Annotated in this window: 13 protein-coding genes and 1 tRNA gene; 5 read left to right on the top strand and 9 right to left on the bottom strand. The window is 51.5% G+C overall.

Annotated features, from left to right (window positions below):
- Nucleotides 1–110: 110 nt before the first annotated feature.
- Both VB712_RS09630 and VB712_RS09625 read right to left on the bottom strand, forming a co-directional pair.
- On the bottom strand, nucleotides 111–515 hold the full coding sequence (locus tag VB712_RS09630; RefSeq protein ID WP_323254345.1) for a hypothetical protein: 405 nt from the start codon (nucleotides 513–515) through the stop codon (nucleotides 111–113).
- A gap of 189 nt (nucleotides 516–704) precedes the next feature.
- Entirely contained in the window at nucleotides 705–1340 is a 636-nt protein-coding gene (locus VB712_RS09625; protein WP_323254344.1) for a GUN4 domain-containing protein, read from the bottom strand.
- Nucleotides 1341–1629: 289 nt separating this feature from the next.
- On the opposite strand from VB712_RS09625, the gene VB712_RS09620 reads away from it, so the two are divergent.
- The gene (locus VB712_RS09620; RefSeq protein WP_323254343.1) at nucleotides 1630–2790 is read left to right on the top strand and encodes a tetratricopeptide repeat protein; all 1161 of its coding nucleotides are present in this window, start codon (nucleotides 1630–1632) and stop codon (nucleotides 2788–2790) included.
- 63 nt (nucleotides 2791–2853) lie between these two features.
- Here VB712_RS09620 and VB712_RS09615 read toward each other — a convergent pair whose 3' ends face one another.
- Together VB712_RS09615 and VB712_RS09610 are read right to left on the bottom strand one after the other, a co-directional pair.
- Entirely contained in the window at nucleotides 2854–4026 is a 1173-nt protein-coding gene (locus tag VB712_RS09615; RefSeq protein WP_323254342.1) for a 1-acyl-sn-glycerol-3-phosphate acyltransferase, read from the bottom strand.
- Nucleotides 4027–4271: 245 nt separating this feature from the next.
- Nucleotides 4272–4344 (bottom strand) — tRNA-Arg (locus VB712_RS09610).
- A 301-nt stretch (nucleotides 4345–4645) separates the two neighbouring features.
- Here VB712_RS09610 and VB712_RS09605 point away from each other — a divergent pair.
- On the top strand, nucleotides 4646–5956 hold the full coding sequence (locus tag VB712_RS09605) for a glycosyltransferase family 4 protein (RefSeq protein WP_323254341.1): 1311 nt from the start codon (nucleotides 4646–4648) through the stop codon (nucleotides 5954–5956).
- Nucleotide 5957: 1 nt separating this feature from the next.
- Here the strand turns inward: VB712_RS09605 and VB712_RS09600 are convergent, their stop codons facing one another.
- Nucleotides 5958–6446: a hypothetical protein gene (locus VB712_RS09600; RefSeq protein ID WP_323254340.1), complete on the bottom strand. Its 489-nt coding sequence runs from the start codon at nucleotides 6444–6446 to the stop codon at nucleotides 5958–5960.
- Nucleotides 6447–6561: 115 nt separating this feature from the next.
- Between VB712_RS09600 and VB712_RS09595 the strand changes: the two genes are divergently transcribed.
- The 3 genes from VB712_RS09595 (at nucleotide 6562) to VB712_RS09585 (ending at nucleotide 15766) form a co-directional block, all read left to right on the top strand.
- Nucleotides 6562–8742, top strand: a complete 2181-nt coding sequence (locus tag VB712_RS09595; protein WP_323254354.1) for a WD40 repeat domain-containing protein — start codon at nucleotides 6562–6564, stop codon at nucleotides 8740–8742.
- A 19-nt stretch (nucleotides 8743–8761) separates the two neighbouring features.
- On the top strand, nucleotides 8762–15313 hold the full coding sequence (locus tag VB712_RS09590; RefSeq protein ID WP_323254339.1) for a hypothetical protein: 6552 nt from the start codon (nucleotides 8762–8764) through the stop codon (nucleotides 15311–15313).
- 66 nt (nucleotides 15314–15379) lie between these two features.
- Complete coding sequence (locus VB712_RS09585; protein WP_323254338.1) at nucleotides 15380–15766, top strand: hypothetical protein; 387 nt, start codon at nucleotides 15380–15382, stop codon at nucleotides 15764–15766.
- Here the strand turns inward: VB712_RS09585 and VB712_RS09580 are convergent.
- From VB712_RS09580 to VB712_RS09565, 4 genes are all read right to left on the bottom strand, one after another.
- Nucleotides 15763–16461, bottom strand: coding sequence for a TrkA family potassium uptake protein (locus VB712_RS09580; protein WP_323254337.1), 699 nt, complete (start codon nucleotides 16459–16461; stop codon nucleotides 15763–15765). The genes VB712_RS09585 and VB712_RS09580 overlap by 4 nt on opposite strands.
- A 132-nt stretch (nucleotides 16462–16593) precedes the next feature.
- A complete protein-coding gene (locus VB712_RS09575; RefSeq protein WP_323254336.1) occupies nucleotides 16594–17094 on the bottom strand; it encodes a hypothetical protein in 501 nt (166 codons plus the stop codon).
- Complete coding sequence (locus VB712_RS09570; RefSeq protein ID WP_323254335.1) at nucleotides 17091–18194, bottom strand: AAA family ATPase; 1104 nt, start codon at nucleotides 18192–18194, stop codon at nucleotides 17091–17093. The genes VB712_RS09575 and VB712_RS09570 overlap by 4 nt, the downstream gene beginning before the upstream one ends.
- 157 nt (nucleotides 18195–18351) lie before the next feature.
- Nucleotides 18352–21105 carry a CHAT domain-containing tetratricopeptide repeat protein gene (locus VB712_RS09565; RefSeq protein ID WP_323254334.1) on the bottom strand — a complete coding sequence of 918 codons (2754 nt, stop codon included), beginning with the start codon at nucleotides 21103–21105 and terminating at the stop codon, nucleotides 18352–18354.
- Between the last annotated feature and the right edge of the window lie 213 nt (nucleotides 21106–21318).

Here is a 21318-nt window from a genome sequence, read left to right as displayed (position 1 = left end):
GAGGCGCTGCCTCCTTCCCAGGCGGAGGAGCCGCTGAAGGCGCATGTCACGGCAGAGCCATGACACGAGGGAATCTGTTGACGCAGTTCGGTGGGAATGTAGGGAGACATTTATTGGAGATCCAGAATGGAATGTCCTCGCCAGCGGAGCAGGACTATGGCTTGGGCTTTGCAGAGCATCAGGCGTTCAGCATCTTGACGATGCTGGCTGAGTTCGAGTTGTTCGGCGGGGGTGATTGTGCCGGCTTGATTGCGTTCTAGGAGTTCGTCATAACGCTGCATTTGGTCGGGGGCTTGTTGGCTGCGGGCGATTTGCCATAGGTCGGGGTCGGGGAGGCGATCGAGGGCGGCGACATCGGTTTGATATTCGGGGGGGATGTCTTGCCAGTCGGGAGGGCTACCGATTTCGAGGACGCGGAGGATAATTTCGGTGAGGTTTTTTTGGGTGGCTTGGGCGGTGTGGAGGAGGCGTTGATAGGTGTAGTCGGGAATGTCGATGGTGATGGTGTTGGGCATGGTGGGGGAGTGGTGATGGTGTTCTCCATTTTAGCGGGACAAATTGGGTTCCTTCCCCCCAATCCGCGCCTCAGTCTTGGCTGTGAAATGCCAGTGCCAGGTATCGAAAAGCCCGACCCCGTATGGGTTCGTGAAAATCAACGGGTTAATGATTCTTAAAAAAACTCTGTAGCCTTTATAGATTACAATTCACAAGTCTCGACGCGAGAGAAGAGAATAAACCCAACCAACGTTGCACAACACACCTGCCCCAAAAAGTATAGAAGCCGGTATAGTTGGAAACCCCACAGGGAGGTGTCCCACCGGGGCCCTTAACTCGAATTTGTAGTCTTCGTACTTCATCCACTCTTCTCCCTTTCGCCATCCTACACGGTCGGCTAGCTTTACAAGATCTTTGCCAACCTCATTATAAATCCGCTTCTGGACGCTAAACCCAAAGCGCCCGTTGCTGTGCTGTACCCAAAGACGGTCGATCGTTTGCAGATCGCGACAGGGAAACTGTTCAATATCCTCCTCTCGGAAGTTCCCTTCCTTTTCCCGATCCGCCACCCACAACATCACACGCCATGTCTCCTTATCCGCCTCTTTGAAGCGTTGGGCAGCCAAAAGATCCCGAAGTGGGCGATAGTCTGCGCCCACCTCGCTCTCCAGTGACGCATTAGACGTAGCCCCATAGGTCGTCGGAAATGCCGGCGGGGCTGGAGTCGGTGTCGCCGTGATGTGTCGCGTTGTTTGGCTACTCGCTTTTTCGTGCTTAAGATGCTCCCACGCGATCCAAGCCGCAGTAGCAGCAGCACCAGCAGAGACGATGGCAATCCAGTCCATACTTTCAGATGATCAAATGACTTGTCCATTATTTTAATCCTATGCTCGCTCGGCTCATGAATACAAATTCAGAATTGTCGAGATATTCTTGTCGTTTGGTGTGGAGGTTGGGGGGGCGATCGCCCCTTCCCCTGTTTGACCGTGAGCCGAGCGGAACTCACAGACCTATTTCGGCCTTTGGTGCAGTTCATTGGCGATCACGTCGTTGCCACCCAAAAACCTAAGTAATCACTGCCAATCCTGAAAATTGCCCCTAAAATCCAATGATTAGCGTTTGAAAAATTCCACCATGATCAAAGCAGCGGCGATCGCTGGGTTATGCCTTTGGGCCGTTGGGCAACCCGTGGCGGCGGTTCCCCGCCAAGACCCGGCCCTAGCGGCCATTTGTTGGGAACAGCGCAATCTTGCCCTTTCCCCCCAAACCGCCCCCGAAGCCGAGGCCCTGGGGGATGCGCTCCTATGTTTAGAAGAATTTGAAGGGGCGATCGCCGCCTATAGCCAAGCCCTCAACCTACCGGGTGAACTCCACAACCCCACCGGGTTACGCTTCAAACTCGCCCAAGTCCAAATCCAAGGGGGGCAAACCCTCGCGGCATTGGGAACCTATCACACCGCGATCGCCTTGGAACCTCGTTATGGGTTTATCGTACCCAGTTTGGCGAGTCGCGCCTATACGCCCCTAGGGGAACCCGTCACCGATGGAGGCATTCGCGGCAACGGCTACCGAGGCCCGATGAGCACAGCCCCAGATCAAATTCATGCCCATACCCAGTATGAACTCGCCACAACCTTAACGGATTTGGGGTTTTGGTTGCGGGGCTTAGAAGTTTATGAGCGCAATATTGAAGCCAATCCCGATTTTGCCTATAACTATCTCGCCATTGCTCCTTTGTATGAAAAAGAAGCCCGGTTTAGTGATGCCGCAGCAGCCTATGAAAAAGCATTAGCCCTCGATCCCGATTTGATTTGGGGTTATTACGATTGGGCCAAATTTTTGCTTTGGCAGGGGGAAGAGAGTCAAGCCCTGGAGGCACTGCGAAAAGTCGTGGGATTTCATACCGGTTTAGATACATTGGGGGCAAAAGAAAGGGAGGCGATCGCCCTTGATTTAGCCGGTGAAATCTATTTAGGCCGCAGCCAATGGTCAGAAGCCGCGACCCTCTACCGTCAAGCAGTACGCAACTGGCCCGATCAGCCCCAATTCCAGATTGGTTTAGGGGAAAGTTTGAACGGCATGGGGGAATCGAGGGAGGCCATGGCCGCCTTTCAAACCGCCCTACGCCATCTCCCCCCCGATATCGGTCGCCAACATCTCCAAGCCCAATTGGGCATTGCCAACGCCCAAATGAATGCCGAACAATGGGACGCAGCCCGCCAAACCCTCAGGACAATCCTCGCAGAATTTCCCCACAATCCAGAGGCGCATCAATTGATGGAGTATTTGCCTTGAGAGCGGAGAGGAAAGAGAAGCGAGAAAAGAGGTAGGGGGGGCGAAAAATTTTTCGCCCCTACATTAACCTCCTGCCAAAATATCTAAATTCGCCTGTACGATTTGTTGCATTTGAGCGGTGAGTTGTTCGACGGTAGCGGTGCGATCGCCCCGGTAGGCCCCGTAATAATCCGCTAAATTAACCGGATCCCCCAATTTTACATAGGCGAGGCGATCGCCCTTGGGTTCCGGTTTATCAATGTTGAATACTTCCCTTTCTAAACGGGTGAGGGTATCGAGGAACCGCTCTGCGGTGGGAGCCGCCGCCACATAGCCATCGTAGAGGGCATCAAAATTTAACAGTCGCACTGTACTTTGATAAATTTTCTGTAATTCTGCACTGGGGTTTTCCTGCTCCTCCACAATCGCCTGCACCCGATAGACCCGCTCCCGCAATGGCAAGCTTGGCATCGGATCAAGACCAATATCCCGCTCGCAAATGTTGAGCATTGCTGTCCGGATCTCCTCAATCCGTTCATTTAAACTGCCTTGGAGCAGATGGCCAATATATTCCCGCTCAAATTGTGCCGCCACACATTCGCCAATGGCCCGCAATCGGGGGTAAAAATCGAGAATTTCGGGAGTAATACCGAGGGCTTTTTCTAAGGCGGTGAGGGAATTTTCAATCACAGGATTCATGGGCCGGGTGTAGCGATATTTCAAACTCACCGGCAAGAGGTAAATATTGGGGATCTCGCCGGTTTGTTTAACAATGCGAGCCATGGCCTGCATCGTCAACTGTACCGCCCCAGTACGAAAGGCCATCACCGTATCATTTTGAAAAGAACAGCCCCCTTCCGCAAAAATGACTAACCGACAATCAGGCTTTGTTTCTAACAGATTCAATGTGTAGGCAATACTGGTGCGATCGCCCACGCCCCGCTTAATCGAATAGGCCCCCAACCGTTGCAAGAGTTTCCCCGTTAGCCCTTTAAAGTTGGCATAGGCCGATAGGTAATAAAAAATCTCCCCCGCCTGAGCAGAAAGGAGAAATAAGACAACAGGATCATTGAACGTCGGATGGTTGGGCAAAAGGATGACGCGATTCCCCCGCAATTGCCGCAATTTAGCCACATCCTCCCAACTGACCCGCAACCGCAATTGAAATTTCCACCAAGCCAAGGCAAAGGCCAGGGATTGAAAAAGTCGGGTAGCTAGGGGACGCTGGCGATCGGGGTAAAAATCGGGGGGAGCCATGGGTGCAGGGTCAAAAACAACAATGCTTTAGGATAGGCCCAACCCCTCACCGCCTTCCATCCCCTGTGCCAATTTTGACCTACTCCCCTGTTAAAACGGGGTATTTTGAGATCAAGCCACAATTCCAGACAGAGCTTGTCTGGCATCGCCTCACCCCATGACAGCAGCCCAGCTAGGTTAATGGCAATGCACTGCCTCTGGCGAAGCCTGGGCAGTGTATCACAACTTGATAAAAAAACAACTAACGAGCGCGGAGAGAGTCGAACTCCCGACACCCAGAACCGGAATCTGGTGCTCTATCCACTGAGCTACGCGCCCTCGTTTAGACTTTCTACTATACCATGGAAACGGCCATTAAGCGAGCAAGGGGCAAGACCGCTTACTCACAGAGGATCGCATCGCACATCAGGGCAACTTTACCCGTCCTACCCACGTCCGGCAAGTTTTGGATTAACTTTAGACTAATTTGATCATGGGGGGTCTCCCCTGGAAGCATCTCCGCTGATTGTGGGACATTCTTTCCGTAAACTCGTTATTGTAGCTTGTAGTCCTTCTATGACCCCCCCGACCCTGCGCCCTCATCCTGCCCATTCCCTCGCTTTGGTTGGTTAATCGCAGCATGTTAGACCATACCGAGTCCCATCTTCCCTCTTCTCCTTCCTTCGCTGGGCGATCGCGTCATCCGGAGATATCTTTGCCGATGATTAGTGGCATTCGCCGCCATGTGTTGATCGTGACACAGTTCTACCCCCCGGACTATGCCGCTACGGGGCAACTGATTGCGGAGTTAGCCATTCACCTTAGCCGCATGGGGCTAAAAATGCGGGTGTTTACGGGGCAACCGGGCTATGCCTTTGATGCGGACTCTGCGCCGAAGCGGGAAATTCACGATAAAGTCCATGTGCAGCGATCGCGCGTATCGCGGATGTGGCCGCTGCGGATTCGGGGGCGGGCGGTGAATGGCTTGCTATTTTGCTTACGCACCGCGATTCATCTCATCCGAGCCGCCCATCGTCGGGAACTGTTGGTGGTGACGAGTGAACCGCCCTATCTGCCGGTGATGGGCTATTTGGCCCATCGGCTGCTGGGGTTGCCCTATATTTGCCTGCTTTATGATCTTTATCCTGATGTGGCGGTGGCGTTGGATGTGTTTCCGGCTCGCCATCCCTTGGTGAAGGCTTGGGATTGGCTGAATCACCATATTTGGAAGCACGCGGAGCAGATTATTGTTTTAAGCTCTTCGATGCGCGATCGCGTTCTTGCCAAAGCCCCCGATTTAGAAAATCGGATCACGGTGATTCCCAGTTGGGCAGATCCCCAGTTAATCTACCCGATGGAAAAATCAGATAACTGGTTTGCCCAGCGCTATGGCTGTGTGGATCGGTTCACGGTGCAATATTCCGGCAATTTGGGGCGCTGCCATGATCTGGAAACGATCTTGAAAACGGCGGAATTATTGCGGGATGAGCCGATTCAGTTTGTGTTTATTGGTCGGGGGGCGCAGTTACAGGCTTGTATGGAGCGGGTGGCGCGATCGCAACTTACCCATTGCCGGTTTTTGCCCTACCAAGATAAAGCCGTGCTGCCCTATTCTTTAACGGCCTGCGATCTGGCTCTGGTCAGCATCAGTCCTGGATTAGAAGGCTTAGTCGCCCCCAGTAAGCTCTATGGCATTTTGGCGGCGGGTCGCCCGGTGGCGGCCATTTGTGAGCGCCATTCCTACCTACGGCAAATTCTCCGCAATGCCCGCTGTGGTCAAGCCTTTGAAAGTGGGGATGCGGTGGGTTTAGCGGCTTATATCCAGGCTTTAGCTCGCAATCCCCAATGGGTGAAATCCTTAGGGGATGCGGGACGGCATTATCTGGATCAACATTACACGCCCCAACAGGTGGCGGCGGCCTATTGGCAGGTGTTGACGAAACGGATTTAGGCTATAAAAATTCTTCGGGCTTGGGGGGTTTAGGAGGAGCAGGGGGAGGATCGCCTTCTCCTGCTGCGGGAAAGCGGGCGATTAGTTCATCTTCTAATTGGATCATCAACAGTTCTAAAGGTGGCTCTTCTAACGTGGCGTAGGCATCGGGAGGGAGGGGATCGGATTCAAAATAGAGCAGCTTAATTTGGCCTTCGCCGATCGCCAAGATAAATACCTCCTTGGTGGGATCATGGGCATCGAGAATGCCCAAAATTTCCTGAAGTTGCTGGGCGACGTTGTGGTTGAGGGCTTCGACGGCGCGGCGGGGACAGGTGACAAAATGGGGTTGGGGTTTGAGGTCAATGCCGAGAACGTCGGTGCTATCGGGGTTGGCGAGATGAAAACCCCAGGCCAGCGCCGCCAATTGGGGGCGAAAATCGCGGGCGAATTGGTCAAGGCGATACTTCCAGGGTTCAGCATCGGCCGGGGAAGCGGAAAAACTAAACATCGGAATGAGGGGCGGCACAACTGTTCAGCGTATCACTGGGATGGGGGTGATGGGCAGTTCTCAGGGAAAGGATTAAGATGGGGATGATCTTTCGCTGATCAAGGAAAAAAAATTGGTGAGTAAGCAAACGCCGGGCTGGCTTTGGCTGGAATCGGGGGCGATCGCCGCTGCCTTGGCTGGGACGATTACGGCGGCCTTAACCCGGCAGTTTCTCTACGCGGCGGCTCCCCTAACCCTCGCCTTGGGGGTGAGTGGGTTGATCCATCAACGCACCCAAAAGCAACAGCAGATGCTTCAGGAGCAGTTAGACGCAATGGGTCAGAATTTAGTTGCCCAAGTGGAAACGGATTTGCAGCCGGTGCATCAGGGGGAATTTCGGGAATGGGGCGATCGCCTCGTTGCCATGGAGCAGGGGCAGAGCGCAATTTTGCCGCAACTGGCAGATTTGGCGCAGCAGTTGACCGATGCCCGTCAGTACCAAGATCAGCAATGGGGAGGGTTAACGGAACGTTTCAGTCAGCTAGAATCCCAGATCAACGAACCCGATCCCCAACGGGCAGAACTGACGGCAACGGTGACATTGCTTCAGCACCAACTTCAGGAATTGCGGGAGAGTTTCTCTCCGACAGAATTTGCGACGCTCCAACGGGTCGTAGAAGCCCTCAAAGCCCAGGTGCAAACCTTGACCGATGGGGAAACCCATCACCGCCAAAATAACGAGCGGGCGATCGCTCACCTCACGGAACAAGTCAACCATCTCAACGCCATCAGCCCCGATCCGGCTCTGCTCACGGCCTTAAAAACTGCCGTTGAAACCCAATTGCCCCAAACGCTTCAGGATCTACAAGCATCCCTCGCCCACCTACAAGGGGAAGTGAATCACCTCAAGGGTGTAGCCGTTGAGCCTCAGGTTTTGCAGGAATTACAAGGGGCGATCGCCAACCTGCAAACCCATTTGGCCGCCCTCCCTAGTCCCAAAAATTGGCAACCAGAAATTACCGATCTTCAGCGGGCAATCCAACGCATTCAAGATCAAGTCACTGCCCTAGCTGAACCCCCAGAAACTGAAGATCTTTGGGATGCGGCAATTCCAGAACCAGAAGCCGCTCCCGTTAAACCCGTTAAACCTGTTGAACCTGTTGAACCTGTTGCCCCCCCTCCCCTGAATGAGTTTGAGGAGGATTTTGGCGAAGAGGAGAGCTTGGGGGAAGATTTAGATGCGGAGTTTGAGGCGTTCCAATCGGCGGAACGGGCGGGTCGTCCCTTGGATGGGGAGCCTGATCCCTTAGACAAAATGGGTACGGAATTGGAAACGGGGATTCGGGATTTGGGGGAAAATTTGTGGGGATGGGGGCGATCGCTCCGTAACACCCTCAACCGCTTTACGGAATCCGTTGATTTTCCCTACAATGACCCGGAAAGTTTGCAATCCTGGGGTTGTACGGCGACGGTGCGTCTGGTGATGCCCGCTCAGGGGCCGGTGGCCATTAGCAGCGATGGCCATTGGGTGGCCTATCGTCAAAGTGATGGCCCGGTGGTGATTTTTGATGTCCCGGAGAAGGCCATCGTCCAGAGTATTGTCACGGAATCCTCGACAGCCTTGGCCTTTGGCCCCGATCCCCAAACGCTGATCATTGGCCAGCAGAGCGGCAACTGTTTATTGTGGACGGGGCAAACCCTCCGTCACACCTTGGCGGGCCATGCCTTGCCCGTGACGGCGATCGCCCTCAGCCCCCATGGCCGCACCTGCGCCACCGCCAGCGCCGATAAAACGATTATCCTGTGGGATTTGGGGACGGGCCAGAGTTTACGCACCCTAACGGGCCATTGGGCAACGGTGGAAAGTTTAGCCTTTAGCAGCGATGGCCGGTTTCTCGTCAGTGGGAGCCAGGACGGGACGGTGAAACGGTGGGATGTGGCCACAGGGGAAAAGGTGGCCAATGCTGCGCCGGGGGGAGAGGTGCAAGGGGTGGCCATTAGTCCCGATGGGGAACAGGTGGCCAGTGGGGGGAGCGATCGCCATCTCCGCCTTTGGGCCACCAATACCCTGAGCGAAATCCATCACCATCGCACATCTGGCCCCATTCGTCAGGTGCAGTTTAGCCCCGATGGTTTACTGATCGCCAGTGTGACGGGCAAAACCGTGACGCTGTGGGCCGCCCGTGGGGGGGGTGAAGCTCGCATTGCCCGTCTCCATCATCCCCACCCCGTTAATTGCTGCCAATTCAGTCATGGCGGACAACATCTCTTAACCACTACCGCTGCGGGGGAAGTGTCCCGGTGGCAAAAACCCTGAGCTATTTTGTGTTGTTGCCATGTTCCGAGTTTCCTGCTGGATCACCCTTGCCTGTTTATTATTAACTCCCACTGTTGCCTTAGCCGAAGGGAGTAAGGAATTGAAGGGGACGGGCGATCGCCCCCTCCTCCTCTACCGCGATGGCGCACCCCTGGCGGGTATCCCTCGCCAAAACAAAATGTTTGTCTACGCCAACGCCGGGGAAATCATTAATTTGGGATCTTCCGCTGTGGGGGTCAATCAAGGGCGCATTGACTACATTGCGCCTGATGGCACAACAGGGGTTTGCAATGGCAGTACCGGCGGATTGATCCGCAACGTCACCGAGGAAAATGCTGGCCCCTTTGGGGGATACACCCCCTGCCAAGTGGTGGTGGGGGCGAATCAAGCCGGGATTTGGCAAGTGCAATTTGTTAGCCCCAATCCTAGTAGTACCACTTCATTTCCGGATGTCACTTCACTACGGACAGCAATTAACAACTGGAGTATCAACGGCAGACAGGCCAATAATGAGTTTTTCGTCACTGCCTGGGATATCACCGTCACCAATAATCAAGGCTCTCCCGTAACTCCTGGCCGTGTGTTTATGAACTATTTCCCTGGCCGTTTGGGCCAAGGGGCGGTGTTTGATTCGCGGCTTTACGTCCTCACTGAAGATGGTTTTCAATACCGGATTGCCTTTACGAATCTTGACCCTGACGGCTTTACCCTCTTTGCCAATAACAAGGGGTTTCGCAATGGCACTACTGTCAATAGTCCGCCGATTTTCCAATCGGTTAACCTCAGCGGCGATGCTTCGGGTAATAACGTCCCCTCCGGCATTTCGATTCATTCCCCCGATGTTCGTGATGATAGCAATAACATCACCCATCGTCTGTTTGTTAACCCCCCCAGCCCTGATCTCCCGAATTCTGCCAATATTGGGGTTAATAATATTGAAAATTGGTTACGTCGTGAACCAGAAGCCCCTCCAGAGCCGCAAAATTTCCGGTTTGTGGGGCAAGAGGGAACCGTCGGACAAGCGGGAAGTTCTCCTCTTACTGGTCGTTTTATTTTCACCAACCCTAGTAGTAAAACTGCGACCTATACCATTGGTTTAGATTTGGATCGTGATGGTCAAATTACCAATAACAGTCGCGATCGCATCCTGCTGGGAATTGCCCAACCGGGAGAAAATATTATTCCTTGGGATGGTTTAGATGGCCAAGGCAACCCGGTTCCCCCTGGAGATTTCACCTTTCGCAGTTCGATGACGTTGGCGATCGGGGAAGTTCACTTTCCCCTATTAGACCCAGAAAATAACAATGGTGGTTTCACAATTCAACGGTTAAATAATCCCCCCGTCTCCAACACCCCTGATCCCACCGCCCCCGATATCCGCCTCCCCGCTGATCCGTTTTTAATTTATTACAACAATGCGCCCAGCGGTGGGCAATCGGCGATCGCAGGTATTGATAGCACCAACGGAGCGCACCGTTGGACAAGTAATTTTGGCAATGAAAAAGGAATTGATACTTGGGTGAATGTTCCCAGTCCCTCAATTCCGGCCATCGGTGGTTTTACGATTAAAGAAGCAGATTTACAAATCACCAAACGGTTAGAATCTAACACCGACCCCATCGCGGCGGGCAGTACTGTCACCTATATCATCGAAGTTCTCAACCCTGAAGCGAGTCCTAGCGGTGTGCAAAATGTCCCCGTTACTGATGTGATTCCCAGTGCGATTCGCAATGTCACTTGGACTTGTGCGGGGCAAAATGGCGGCCTTTGCAATGATATTTCTGGTTCTGGGAATAATGTAAACACCACCGCTAATTTACCCAGAAATAGCAAAGTTATTTATACGATCACCGGCATTGTTGATCTAGCTTCAGTGGGGGAAACGCTGCAAAACACGGCACGGGTGACACGCCCTAATGATGTCAATGATCCGAATATCAATAACAACCAGGCTAGCACTGTTCCGGTAATTATTGGCCCACCATTGCCCACCACCTTAAACATTACCAAAGCCCCCACAACAGGCCAAACTACTGTCAGTCCAGGGGAAACGTTAAGTTATACGATTATTGTCGAAAATACCGGCACAGCCCCCGCCTTTAATGTAACGGTGAATGACCCCATTCCCACAGGTTTAACCTTTGAATCCAATAGTGGGGATTGTGACACGGCTTATGTTTGCCAATTGGGGACAATTCCGGCAGGAGAAACCCGCACGATCCTTACCACATTTACCATTCCCGCTGATTATCAAGGGCCAGACCCCATTGATAACATTGCCGTTGCCTCTGCTCTCAATATTGGCCCTGATCCTGTCACCTCCAATACTGTTAGCCTTTCCCTTTCACCCTTGCCCCCCCAGGTCGCAGATTTAGAAGTGCTGAAAACTGGGCCGGATGTGGGGGAATTGGGGGATACTTTGGAATATACGATTACGGCGCGAAATTTGAGCAGTACGGTGGCAGCGACAGGGGTAATTTTGCGCGATCGCCTCACCCCTAATAGCAATATTGAATATGTGAATTTAGAGGGGGGAATTGAAAATAATGGCGTAATTACTTGGAATATTGGCACGATTCCCGCCAATGGAACCGTCACGCGCCGGGTACAATTGCGCTTTACTGCCCAAGGCAGTTATGACAATATTGCCTTTAGTGAATCCGACAATGATCCCAATCCGAATAACAATAATATTCCTCCGGATGACGATGATACTCGCTCAATTACCACAGATATTACAACCCCGAACCTCACGTTAAACAAAGAAGGCCCCACCACTTTTAATCCAGGGGATCTGATCACCTACAACTTCACGATCAATAATCCAATGGGTCAAGATGCCCTTGGTGTTATCTTGACCCATGATGACCTGACCAATCTAGGTTTCACCTTTCAACCCTCCAGTGTTTGCCCCAGCTTACCCTGTAATTTAGGCACAATTCCCGCCGGGGAAACACTTTCTTTTGATTTAAGCTTTTTAGTGCCAACGGATTATAGCGATCGCACCCCTATCCCCAACACCACCAGCCTCATCTACAACAACAATCCCAACCCCAATCAACCCATTCAAGACAACGTACCTACCCGCCTCCTCTATGCCGATTTAGTCACCACTAAAACGGGTCAACCTTGGGCATTTGCCGGTGCAGTCACCTATACGATTAGAACTGAAAACATCGGTAGTGATCCGGCCATTAATGTACGCATTACCGATGAAATTTCAGCAGGCGTAACGGCAACTGCCATTTCCAATGGTGGCAGACAGGAAGGGAACTTAATTATTTGGGATGTGGCGAATTTACCTGCGGGTGAAGATTTAGAATATACCGTCACCTTGCCATTGAATGAAGGGGGAAGTTATACCAATATTGCCCGAAGTCGTTCCGATACCTTCGATCCCGAACCGAGCAATAATAATCAACAAAGAACAACTGATATTACGCCCGTTGCAGAATTAATCGTCCGCAAAAACGGGGAAACGAGCGGCCAACCCGGCCCCTATACCTATAACATTACAGCCCGGAATGATGGCCCCAGTACAGCGGAAAATGTAGTTATCAAAGATGAATTAGACCCAATGGCGGAATTTATTTCTGCATCTGATGGGGGGGTTTATGATCCGGTGACAAATACTGTCAGTTGGAACTTGGGAAATCTAGCGGCTCAACAAAGCAAAGACTACACAGTTACGGTTCGATTATCTGGTGAGGGAGAGTTCACCAACCGCGCCTCTGGTACATCCACCACTCCCGATCCACAGCCAGGGAATAATAGTGGTTTAGATCTGAGTGCCATGGTGAAGACGGAGATAACTTTGTTGCCAGAGCCTGAGGCAGATTTAATCGTTACCAAAGATCCTGAAATTAATAATACACCAGGACAATATAGCTACAAAATTACCGCTTTTAATGATGGCCCTGATCGAGCAGAAAATGTGGTGATTCAAGATCAATTAGCCCCAGGCGCACAGTTTGTTTCTGCCTCCGATGGCGGGGTTTATGATCCGGTCAATAATACCGTGAGTTGGGCGGTTGGCGATTTAGAAAATAAAGAGGAAGTTAGTCGTACTGTCACGGTGCAATTACTGACAGCAGATAAACATATTAACCGCGCTTCTGGCAGATCAGATACAACAGATCCTGAGCCTAGGAATAATGACGGCTCTAGTGACGATGCAGAGGTGACAACGATTATTCCTGATCCTGATCCCTTACCCGCTTTATCTTTAATCAAAACCGGCCCGCAACAATTCAATCCAGGGGATACCATCACCTACAACTTCACAATCGAAAATACTGGCAATACTAACGCGCTCAATGTGGTCTTAACCGATGAAGTCTTAACGAGCTTAGGCTTCACGTTCCAACCCTCCAGCCGTTGCCCCGATTTACCCTGTGATTTAGGTACGATTCCCCCGGGTTTAACAACCTTCGCTCTTGACTTTTTAGTGCCACCGGATTATACGGATCCTGGCGTTATCCCGAATCTAACAATGTTAACCTATAGTAACAATCCCAATCCTGATCAACCCATTCAATCTGCTGTGCCGACTCGTTTACTCAATGCCGATCTAATCACGACGAAAAGAGAGTTAGAATCGGGAATATTGGGGGAATATACTTATCAAATCAAGACTTATAACAATGGCGATGATCCCGCAGTTAATGTGCGGATTAGTGATGAAATCCCCGCTGGGGTAACGGTGCTTAATATTTCTCATGGTGGGAGGCAGGAAGGAAACTTAATTATTTGGGATGTGCCTAATTTAGAGGTTGGGGAACAGTTTGCTCGCCTGTTTACTGTCACCTTGCGCCTGGATACACCGGGACTCTATACCAATATTGCCCGCAGTACCTCAGACACCTTTGATCCCCTTCTTATCAATAATGATGGTTCTAATGCTGTTGTTACGACTGAGGTGATTGTTGATCCCGATCCCGATCCTGTGGTATTGCCAAACCTGAATTTAATCGCAAAAGATGGCCCTGAACGGTTTAATCCGGGGCAATTGTTTACCTATACAGTGGTTCTCGATAATGACGGGGATGCAGATGCGTTGAATGTAATTTTAGATAATCCGCTATTTCGTGATCTCGGTTTTGAATTTCAACCTTCAGATATTTGTCCGACGTTGCCTTGCTCCTTGGGGAATTTACCCAAGGGAGAAAGACCGCCGCTTACTTTAACATTTCGGGTTCCCGATACCTATAATGATCCGGGGATTTTGGAATATCCCACCGTTGTTACTTATAACCAAACCGCCGATGATGCTGAACCGATTAACCTCAATGTTAAACTTGAGGCTGAATTGCCAGTGGCAGATCTGGAAACAGATATGGATAGGGTTGAATTAACTCCTAATGAGCAAGAGCTAAAAATTAATACCACTAATCTGGGCCCAAACACGGCGGAAAATGTGAATGTGGTGCTTGAACTGCCTGATGGGGTACAAGTTTTGGAAATTTCACCGGGGGGGCAACAGGTGGGCAATACGATTGTTTGGCCTGTTGGTGACTTGGGGCCAAATCAATCTGTTGAAAATTTTGTGCGGGTGGCGATTAATGAGCAGGAAGAAGGAGAATCTTTTGCGATTGCTCGAAGCAGTTCAGATACGTTTGATCGAGACAGTAGGAATAATAATGGGAGTCGGGACAGCGCAAGGGAACCAATCAAAATCCCTGTGGTTCAAGAACCCACGGATGTGGCGGTGAAAATTACCCCTCCTGCTTCTTTTCAGCCCGGGGAAATGGTGGAATTTACCTATGTGATTACCAATGAGGGGGATGTGTTGGCGACTAATGTCGCTTTTGCCACTACGCCAATTCCGGGTCTGGAATTTTTAAGCCAAGGGGGGGATGATTGTAGTCCTGATTTTGGCTGTAATTTGGGGGATTTGCCGCCGGGTCAAAGCCGCACAATTATAATTCGTTATCAAGTTCCTCAAGATTTTGCGGGGACAAGCTTGGAGACTGCGGCAACGGTGACGGCGGATAATGATCGGAACCTGAATAATAATCAGGCGAGTCGTTCTATTCCCCGCCAAACGGGGGAACCTGGCCTTGAATTGCTGAAGCGGATCACCAATGTCTGGCGCAATGGTGTCAGCTTAGGGGAGATTAATTTTAATCAGGTGGTTTCGCCTCCCCCTAGTACGAATGGCATGAATGGCACCAATGGTTCTGGAGCGCCTTGGCAGCCGGTGGGGGTGATGACGATTCCCTCGAATGTGACGCTGGAAAGTGGCGATGTGATTGAATATACGCTCTATCTCCGCTCTAGCGGTGCGGTGGCGGTGGAGAATGTGCGGGTTTGCGATCTGATTCCCAATGCCACTACCTTTGTTCCTGATAGTTTTGGGGCGGGCCAGGGGATGCGGTTGGTTTTGGGGGATGAGGTGCGGCTTTTGAGCAATGGGGCGGATGGCGATCGCGCCCGCTATCTTGCCCCCCTCAACCCCGTAGCGGCTCCTTGCCAAAATACCAATAATCCCAACGGGGCGGTTGTGGTGGAGGGGTTGACCCTTGAGCCGGGGACAACGGGGGCGATTCAGTTCCGGGTCAGATTGGATTGAGGCCCCAAGCGTTTGCTACGCCATTAGCCTATACTAAACTTAATATTTCTTAACATTTAACTCCCCATGGTTTTACCCGCAATCAGTAGCGCGATCATGATTACCACATTTTTTGCGATCGCCACCGGCTTCATCTTTAAAGACGTACTGGAGTATCAAGTAGATTATTGGTACGCCAACCGCCAAACCCAAGACCGCATCCACTACCAGACCCCATCAGGAACCCTCGCCTACCTCCTGATGACCGTCTTTCTCACCCTTTTCATGGGGGAATGCCTCTCCGTATTTAAAATTGGCCTGCTGTTTGCCTCCGGCATTGCCGTCTTGGTTGTCATCCCTACCGCCGTACTGATTTGGGTACAACTGGGTTCCATGCTGACGCTGTTGGTTTCTGGGGGATCCGCCGCCATTGACATCGATGCCTTTGAGCCTGCGCCCCCCCAAAAAAGCTAAATCGGCAACTTCTTAATATCCTTATTTGACCCCAACACCACCATCGCCGCCCCCTTCACCAAACGCTGATTGGGGAGGGGGTTGATTTGGAAAGTCTCCTCATCCTCAGCCACCGCCAAGAGGGTTAACCCGTAATGGCTCCGGAGTTGAATCTCAGCGATCGTCTTACCATCAAACTCCTCCGGAACCAGCACCTCCACAATACTGTGGTTGGGGTCGAGGTCGAAACGGTCTAAAATCGCCGGTTTCGTCAGCGTATAGGCCAAAGCACAACCCGCCTCATACTCCGGAAACACCACCTGATCCGCCCCCACCCGCTCTAATAACTTGCCATGAATTTGGGAGGAAGCTTTCGCCACCACATGGGCAACCCCCCCTTCCTTGACATTCAACGTCGTAATAATACTTTCCTGCACATAATTGCCGATCGCCACCACCACGGTATCAAACTCATAGATCCCCGCTTCCTTGAGGGCAATGGGTTCGGTGGAATCAAGGCGAATCGTATGGGTGGCAATTTTTTCATTAAGGGCCGAAGCCACCAATTTTTCATCAATATCCGTCCCCAACACCTCATAACCCATGTTATAGAGGGAAACCGCTACCGCCCGCCCAAAGCGTCCTAAACCAATGACAGCAAACTGGCGATTATCGCGGCGCAAGCTGGAAAGAAACTTTAAGGAGCGCAGGTTCATGGTCGGAAGGGAAATCAGGTTTTCTCCCACTGTAAACCAAAGTGGAGGTGATCTTACGCCCACTCCCCAAAACCGATAGGACACCTCCAGTTAACTTCCGTTATGCAGGTTTTGGCTAACGCACCCTTTCAACTATGCTTTCCCGTGAGCAAACAAAAAAGGTTTAACATCAGCAATCATGCGTTCTAGTTCAGCTTGATTATGCTTGAGTAAATCATGTTGCCAGAATTGATTACTATTTTGCTCACAATTATCCGCGATTTCCTCACCGATTGATTCCAATTTCTTACCTAAAGCGCTTCCTAATTTCTCTGGTTTGGAGAAAACCCCCAGAATAAAAACCCGATCACGAACATTCTCAGGAATCTGATTCTGGATGTAAGGCAAGCGATTTTGAAGTTGTTTATCAAAGTCAATCAAAAGTAAAAATCGCCGTTCCAGATACTGACGCATTTTTGTCGCATGATCCTTGATGAATTTTCCGACGACCACTTTCCAGCCACCAGCATAGGGTAAAACTTGAATGGCTCGTTGATTGATTTGAAGATTTAAAGTGAATCCGTGGGCAATTTTTGCATCTGCTTCATCTTCAGGCAATATCACAAGATGAGGTAAATAGTTGTTACTGCTCATAACTCAATATCCCCTAAAATCAAGTTTTCAATAAAATCACCATCAATCGAAAGTTTACTCAATGGGCGGATCACTGTTGGTTCTAAATGACTTTTGCGGTCAAGGATAAATGTATTTTCTTCGGAAAATTTGCGGATTGCTTCTAGATTGTGGGAAGTGGCTAAAAATTGCCCTTTTTGTTTAAATGCCCGTCGCAGGGACATCATAAAATAGCCTACTTCTGATAAAGAAAGATAATTATCGGGTTCATCCCAGAAACAAAACAATGGCCCATAGTATTTGTTGGCGGCTAGAACAACAGCACAGAGGAAAAAACATTTCTCACCATCGGATAAGTCATGAAAATCAACAGTCAAGCCTGTATTTTCTTGCTCAAACCGAACGATCATATTTCTAAAGTCTTTACCCACTAATTGATTTTGGATATCACTCAGATCAGGCATGACCCCTTGCAAGTATTGGTCAATTTCTTTATAGGCAGCGGGATAGCGACTGAGTACCCCAGAAAACCACGCGCCAAAATCCGAGCCATCGGACTTCGGCTCTAAGGTTTCACCATCAGAATTACCTGTGATTAATGCTGGAATTGGAGCCAAAATAATCATTTGGGCGAGCCAAGTTCTAAAAATGTGGAGGGGATCTGTAGAGGATTTTTCTTGGATTAGGGGTAAGGCAATCAGATGCCAATCAACGAGAAATTGTGCTTCCCGATTACCAGAAGTGAGATTCACTTGAGCAGCATTTCTCATGTAAATAGGTTGGCTCGAAACGAATAATTTCTCTTCAAGTACCCGCAGTTCTTTAAATCCTTCTGGTAATTCTAATGCCAACTCATATTGATACAACTGGGTTTCTAAAATAACCTCAATCTCAAAGCGCATCGGTAGATTTTTTCGATTGAGCGCGAAATCATTCTCCCCAATCAGTTTGCCAACGCGATTGATGCCACGACCAATATTTTGCAGTAACGCTAATGCTGTAGCAACTGTTGATTTTCCTGAACCATTTTTGCCAATGAGTAAAGCTGAAGATAGTTCACTTAAGGAGAGTTCAAAATTCTCCAGACATCTAAAATTATGAACGTATAGTCTTTGGAGCATGATAAAAATCTTAATTGTGAATCGTTTCCCAATGTGCAGAAGGGCGAAAAATTTTTCGCCCCTACATCAAGGGTTTTCATCTTCCATCTCTTTAGCTTATCATAGTGGATTTACAGAGCGATCCATTACGCCTATTTGGATGGGAAGAAATGATGAGTTATGCGCCGCCGATGAGGGTGAAGCCTGACCAGTTTTTGGCGGCGGGGTATTGGGCTTGGGTGGTGAGCATCGCTTGACGGAGGGCTTGGGGTTTGGCTAATCCCCCTTGCCATTGGCGGTAAAATTCCGTCATTAACAGGGCGGTGGGTTGATCCGGCACTGCCCAAAGGGAAACGATCGCACTTTTGGCCCCTGCCCCTAAAAACCCACGGGATAACCCCACAACGCCATCCCCGGTTAATTGTCCCCGCCCGGTATTGCAGGCACTTAACACAACTAAATCAGCGTTGAGATGGGTATTTAAGACATCGAGGGCGGTGAGCAGGCCATCATGGGCGGCATCGGGGGCAAGGGCGATCGCCCCTGGTAAACTTGACCACGATCGCACCTCATCTAAGAGGCCATGGGTGGCGAGATGGACAATTTTGGCATCCCGGAGTTGTTCTAAAACGGCGGTTTCCGTGGCTTGGCCCCCTGTGAGGGGTTGAACGTTGAGGAGGGCAGCGATCGCCTCTGCTTCTGCCTCTGCACCGGGAAGGGGTTCCAAGGGTTGGGGCGGCTGGTTGAGGCTAAAACTGAGGGCGGGCATGGTCGGATTGCCCACAATTAGCGTTTTATTGCCCCGGCCAGGGGGCTGCAAATCCAGCAATGCCAAGGTTTGAATCGAGGGGGCGGTGGCGATCGCATGGTCACTGATCATCGCTTTTCCCTCCTCATCCTGCAATGCCGCAAAGGGAACCAAAAACAGCGTGTCTTGGGGAATAATCACCACCGTTGCCGTCGGATCGGTGGGCAGTTCCGCCGCAATGGGCGCGATCAGCACTTGATAAAGGTGGTGTAACGCCAACTGCGCCCGCTCCACCCGCTGCCCCAGCATCAGGTTACGGGTGCGCACCACCACATCACTCATGAGTAGATCGCCGCTGTTGAAATCTGCATCCATGGGCGTAATCGCCGTTTGATGGAACGTGATCCTGCCTTGGGGCTGAATCACCCAGGTATAAAGGGTTTGGGCATCAATCAGGCTATATTCCACCACCGTTGCCCCATGGTTGCGGGCGGTGGCGCGAATGGCGGCAATGTTGGGAGGTTGGATCGCGGCGGGGGGGAGTTGGGCGTGATCACCAATCCGCTCCACAAAGGCCCGGGCCCGGCCCCGTTCCGCCACTTCTAACGCAGCCTCCGGTTGATTTTGGGCAATGAGGGCTTTTTGGAGGCCTTGATAGGCGGTTTTGCCTTGGTCAAAGAGGGTGATTTTTGCCCCATCGCTGAGGCCGGGGCGTAGGTCTTCGAGGGTTTGGATCGCCGCCATCAGTAAGGGGATCGCCTCGGTGATTTTGCCCTCTTCAAGGCGGAGCCGGCCCAAATTGCGCTGGGCAAAGGCGCGGGGGATCGCCTCGCTGGTTTCTAGGGCTTGCTGATAGAGGGGGGCGGCGGCCCTGAGATTGCCCTGTTCCTGATAGTGGTGAGCGAGGTTGGCGGTGGCGAGGGCAATGGTCGCTGTATCCCCAATGCGTTTAGCGAGGTTGAGGGCTTCGGTTTGGGTGGCGATCGCCCGCTCCCCTTCCCCCTGCTGCTCATAAATCTGGGCAATATTGCTCAATGTGACCGCTAAAGCCGCATCATTCCCCAAGGTTTGGAAAGATTGCCGCGCCTTGTTAAACATCGCCAGGGCCTGAGGGAGATTCCCCTCACGGGCATAAATCTGCCCCAAATTATTCAGCGTTAGAGCCTCCCCCGCCTGCTCTAAATCCGTGGGGACAATTCGACCGAGGGGCGATCGCACCGCAAAATCTTGATGTACCGCCGTCGGACTCAGCAGGGATTGCCCCACCGCATCCCGCAATAATTCCAATTCTAAAGGGGGCGGCGTGAGGGCAAAGTTGGCTAACCATTCGTTATGGCGTTGGCTGGCCTGTTGGGCATAGTCGAGGGCTTGGGGCGTATCCCCTAGGCTCATGAACAGGCTACTGAGGTTGTTGAGAATCGCCGCCTCTTCCCCCCAATAGCGCACACCAGCGGCGGCTAGTTCCTGAAGAATCCCCAAGGCGGTTTGGTAGGCATGGAGGGCCGGCGCATATTGCCCCAGATTGGCGTAGACCACGCCGATATTGTTGAGGGTATAGGCGGAGCCGATTTTATCGGTTCTTTCCTGTTGGAGGGCGAGGATGGTTTGATATTGGGTTAAGGCAGTGGGATAATCGCCGGTTTGGAAATCGAGGGCGGCGATCGCCGTCCGGGTATAGATCTCGCTGGTTTGCAAAGAGGCCTGATCCGCCCGCAGGGGATCAGGGGGAAGCGTCGTAAATAGCTCAAGGGCTTCGCTATAGGCGGCGCGAGCGGGGGAAAGTTGCCGCAGATCTCGATGGGCTTCCCCGATAAATTGCAACGTATAGGCCACCGAAAGGGGATCAGGGAGATCCTTAAAGAGGGATAAAGCGTCTTGAAAGCGACGGCGGGCCTGTTCGGGATCTTTCAGGGCTAAATACACCTCCCCGATGCCATTCAAACTATTACCCTCCCCAGCGGGGGCGCGGTGACGGCGAAAGATGGCGCGGGCCTGCTCGTAGGTGGCGATCGCCCCTTCCCCATCGCCCCGTTGAAACAAATCGTAAGCCTGTTGGTTGAGGTAGACCGCCTCCGTAATTTCCGCCTGCACCTCTGGGGGGAGTTCCTGCGATCGCCCCTGAAGTTGAAACACCAATAGCCCAGCCAAGCAGGCCAAAACTATCCATCGCCACCATCGTCCCATGATCGCATCCCTCAAAACTAGCGCAATTCTAGCCGCTGTTTTTCTGAAATGACATCCGTAGAGCCTCAGCCATGGAGGGGTGTTTTAGGGATCAGCAAGGCAGCCCAGAAGGAAGCGATCGCTTTTAGCCGTAGCCAAGGAAATTAAGCAATCAAATCTTTACAGCTACGGGGGAGCGGAGGTTAGTTCGCACGATGAACTTGTGCTGAGGAC

The organism is Spirulina sp. CCNP1310, from assembly GCF_034932185.1.
Lineage (GTDB): Bacteria > Cyanobacteriota > Cyanobacteriia > Cyanobacteriales > Spirulinaceae > Spirulina.
The sequence above is the reverse complement of the archived record's forward strand: the minus strand, read 5'-3'. Positions and strand labels throughout refer to the sequence as shown.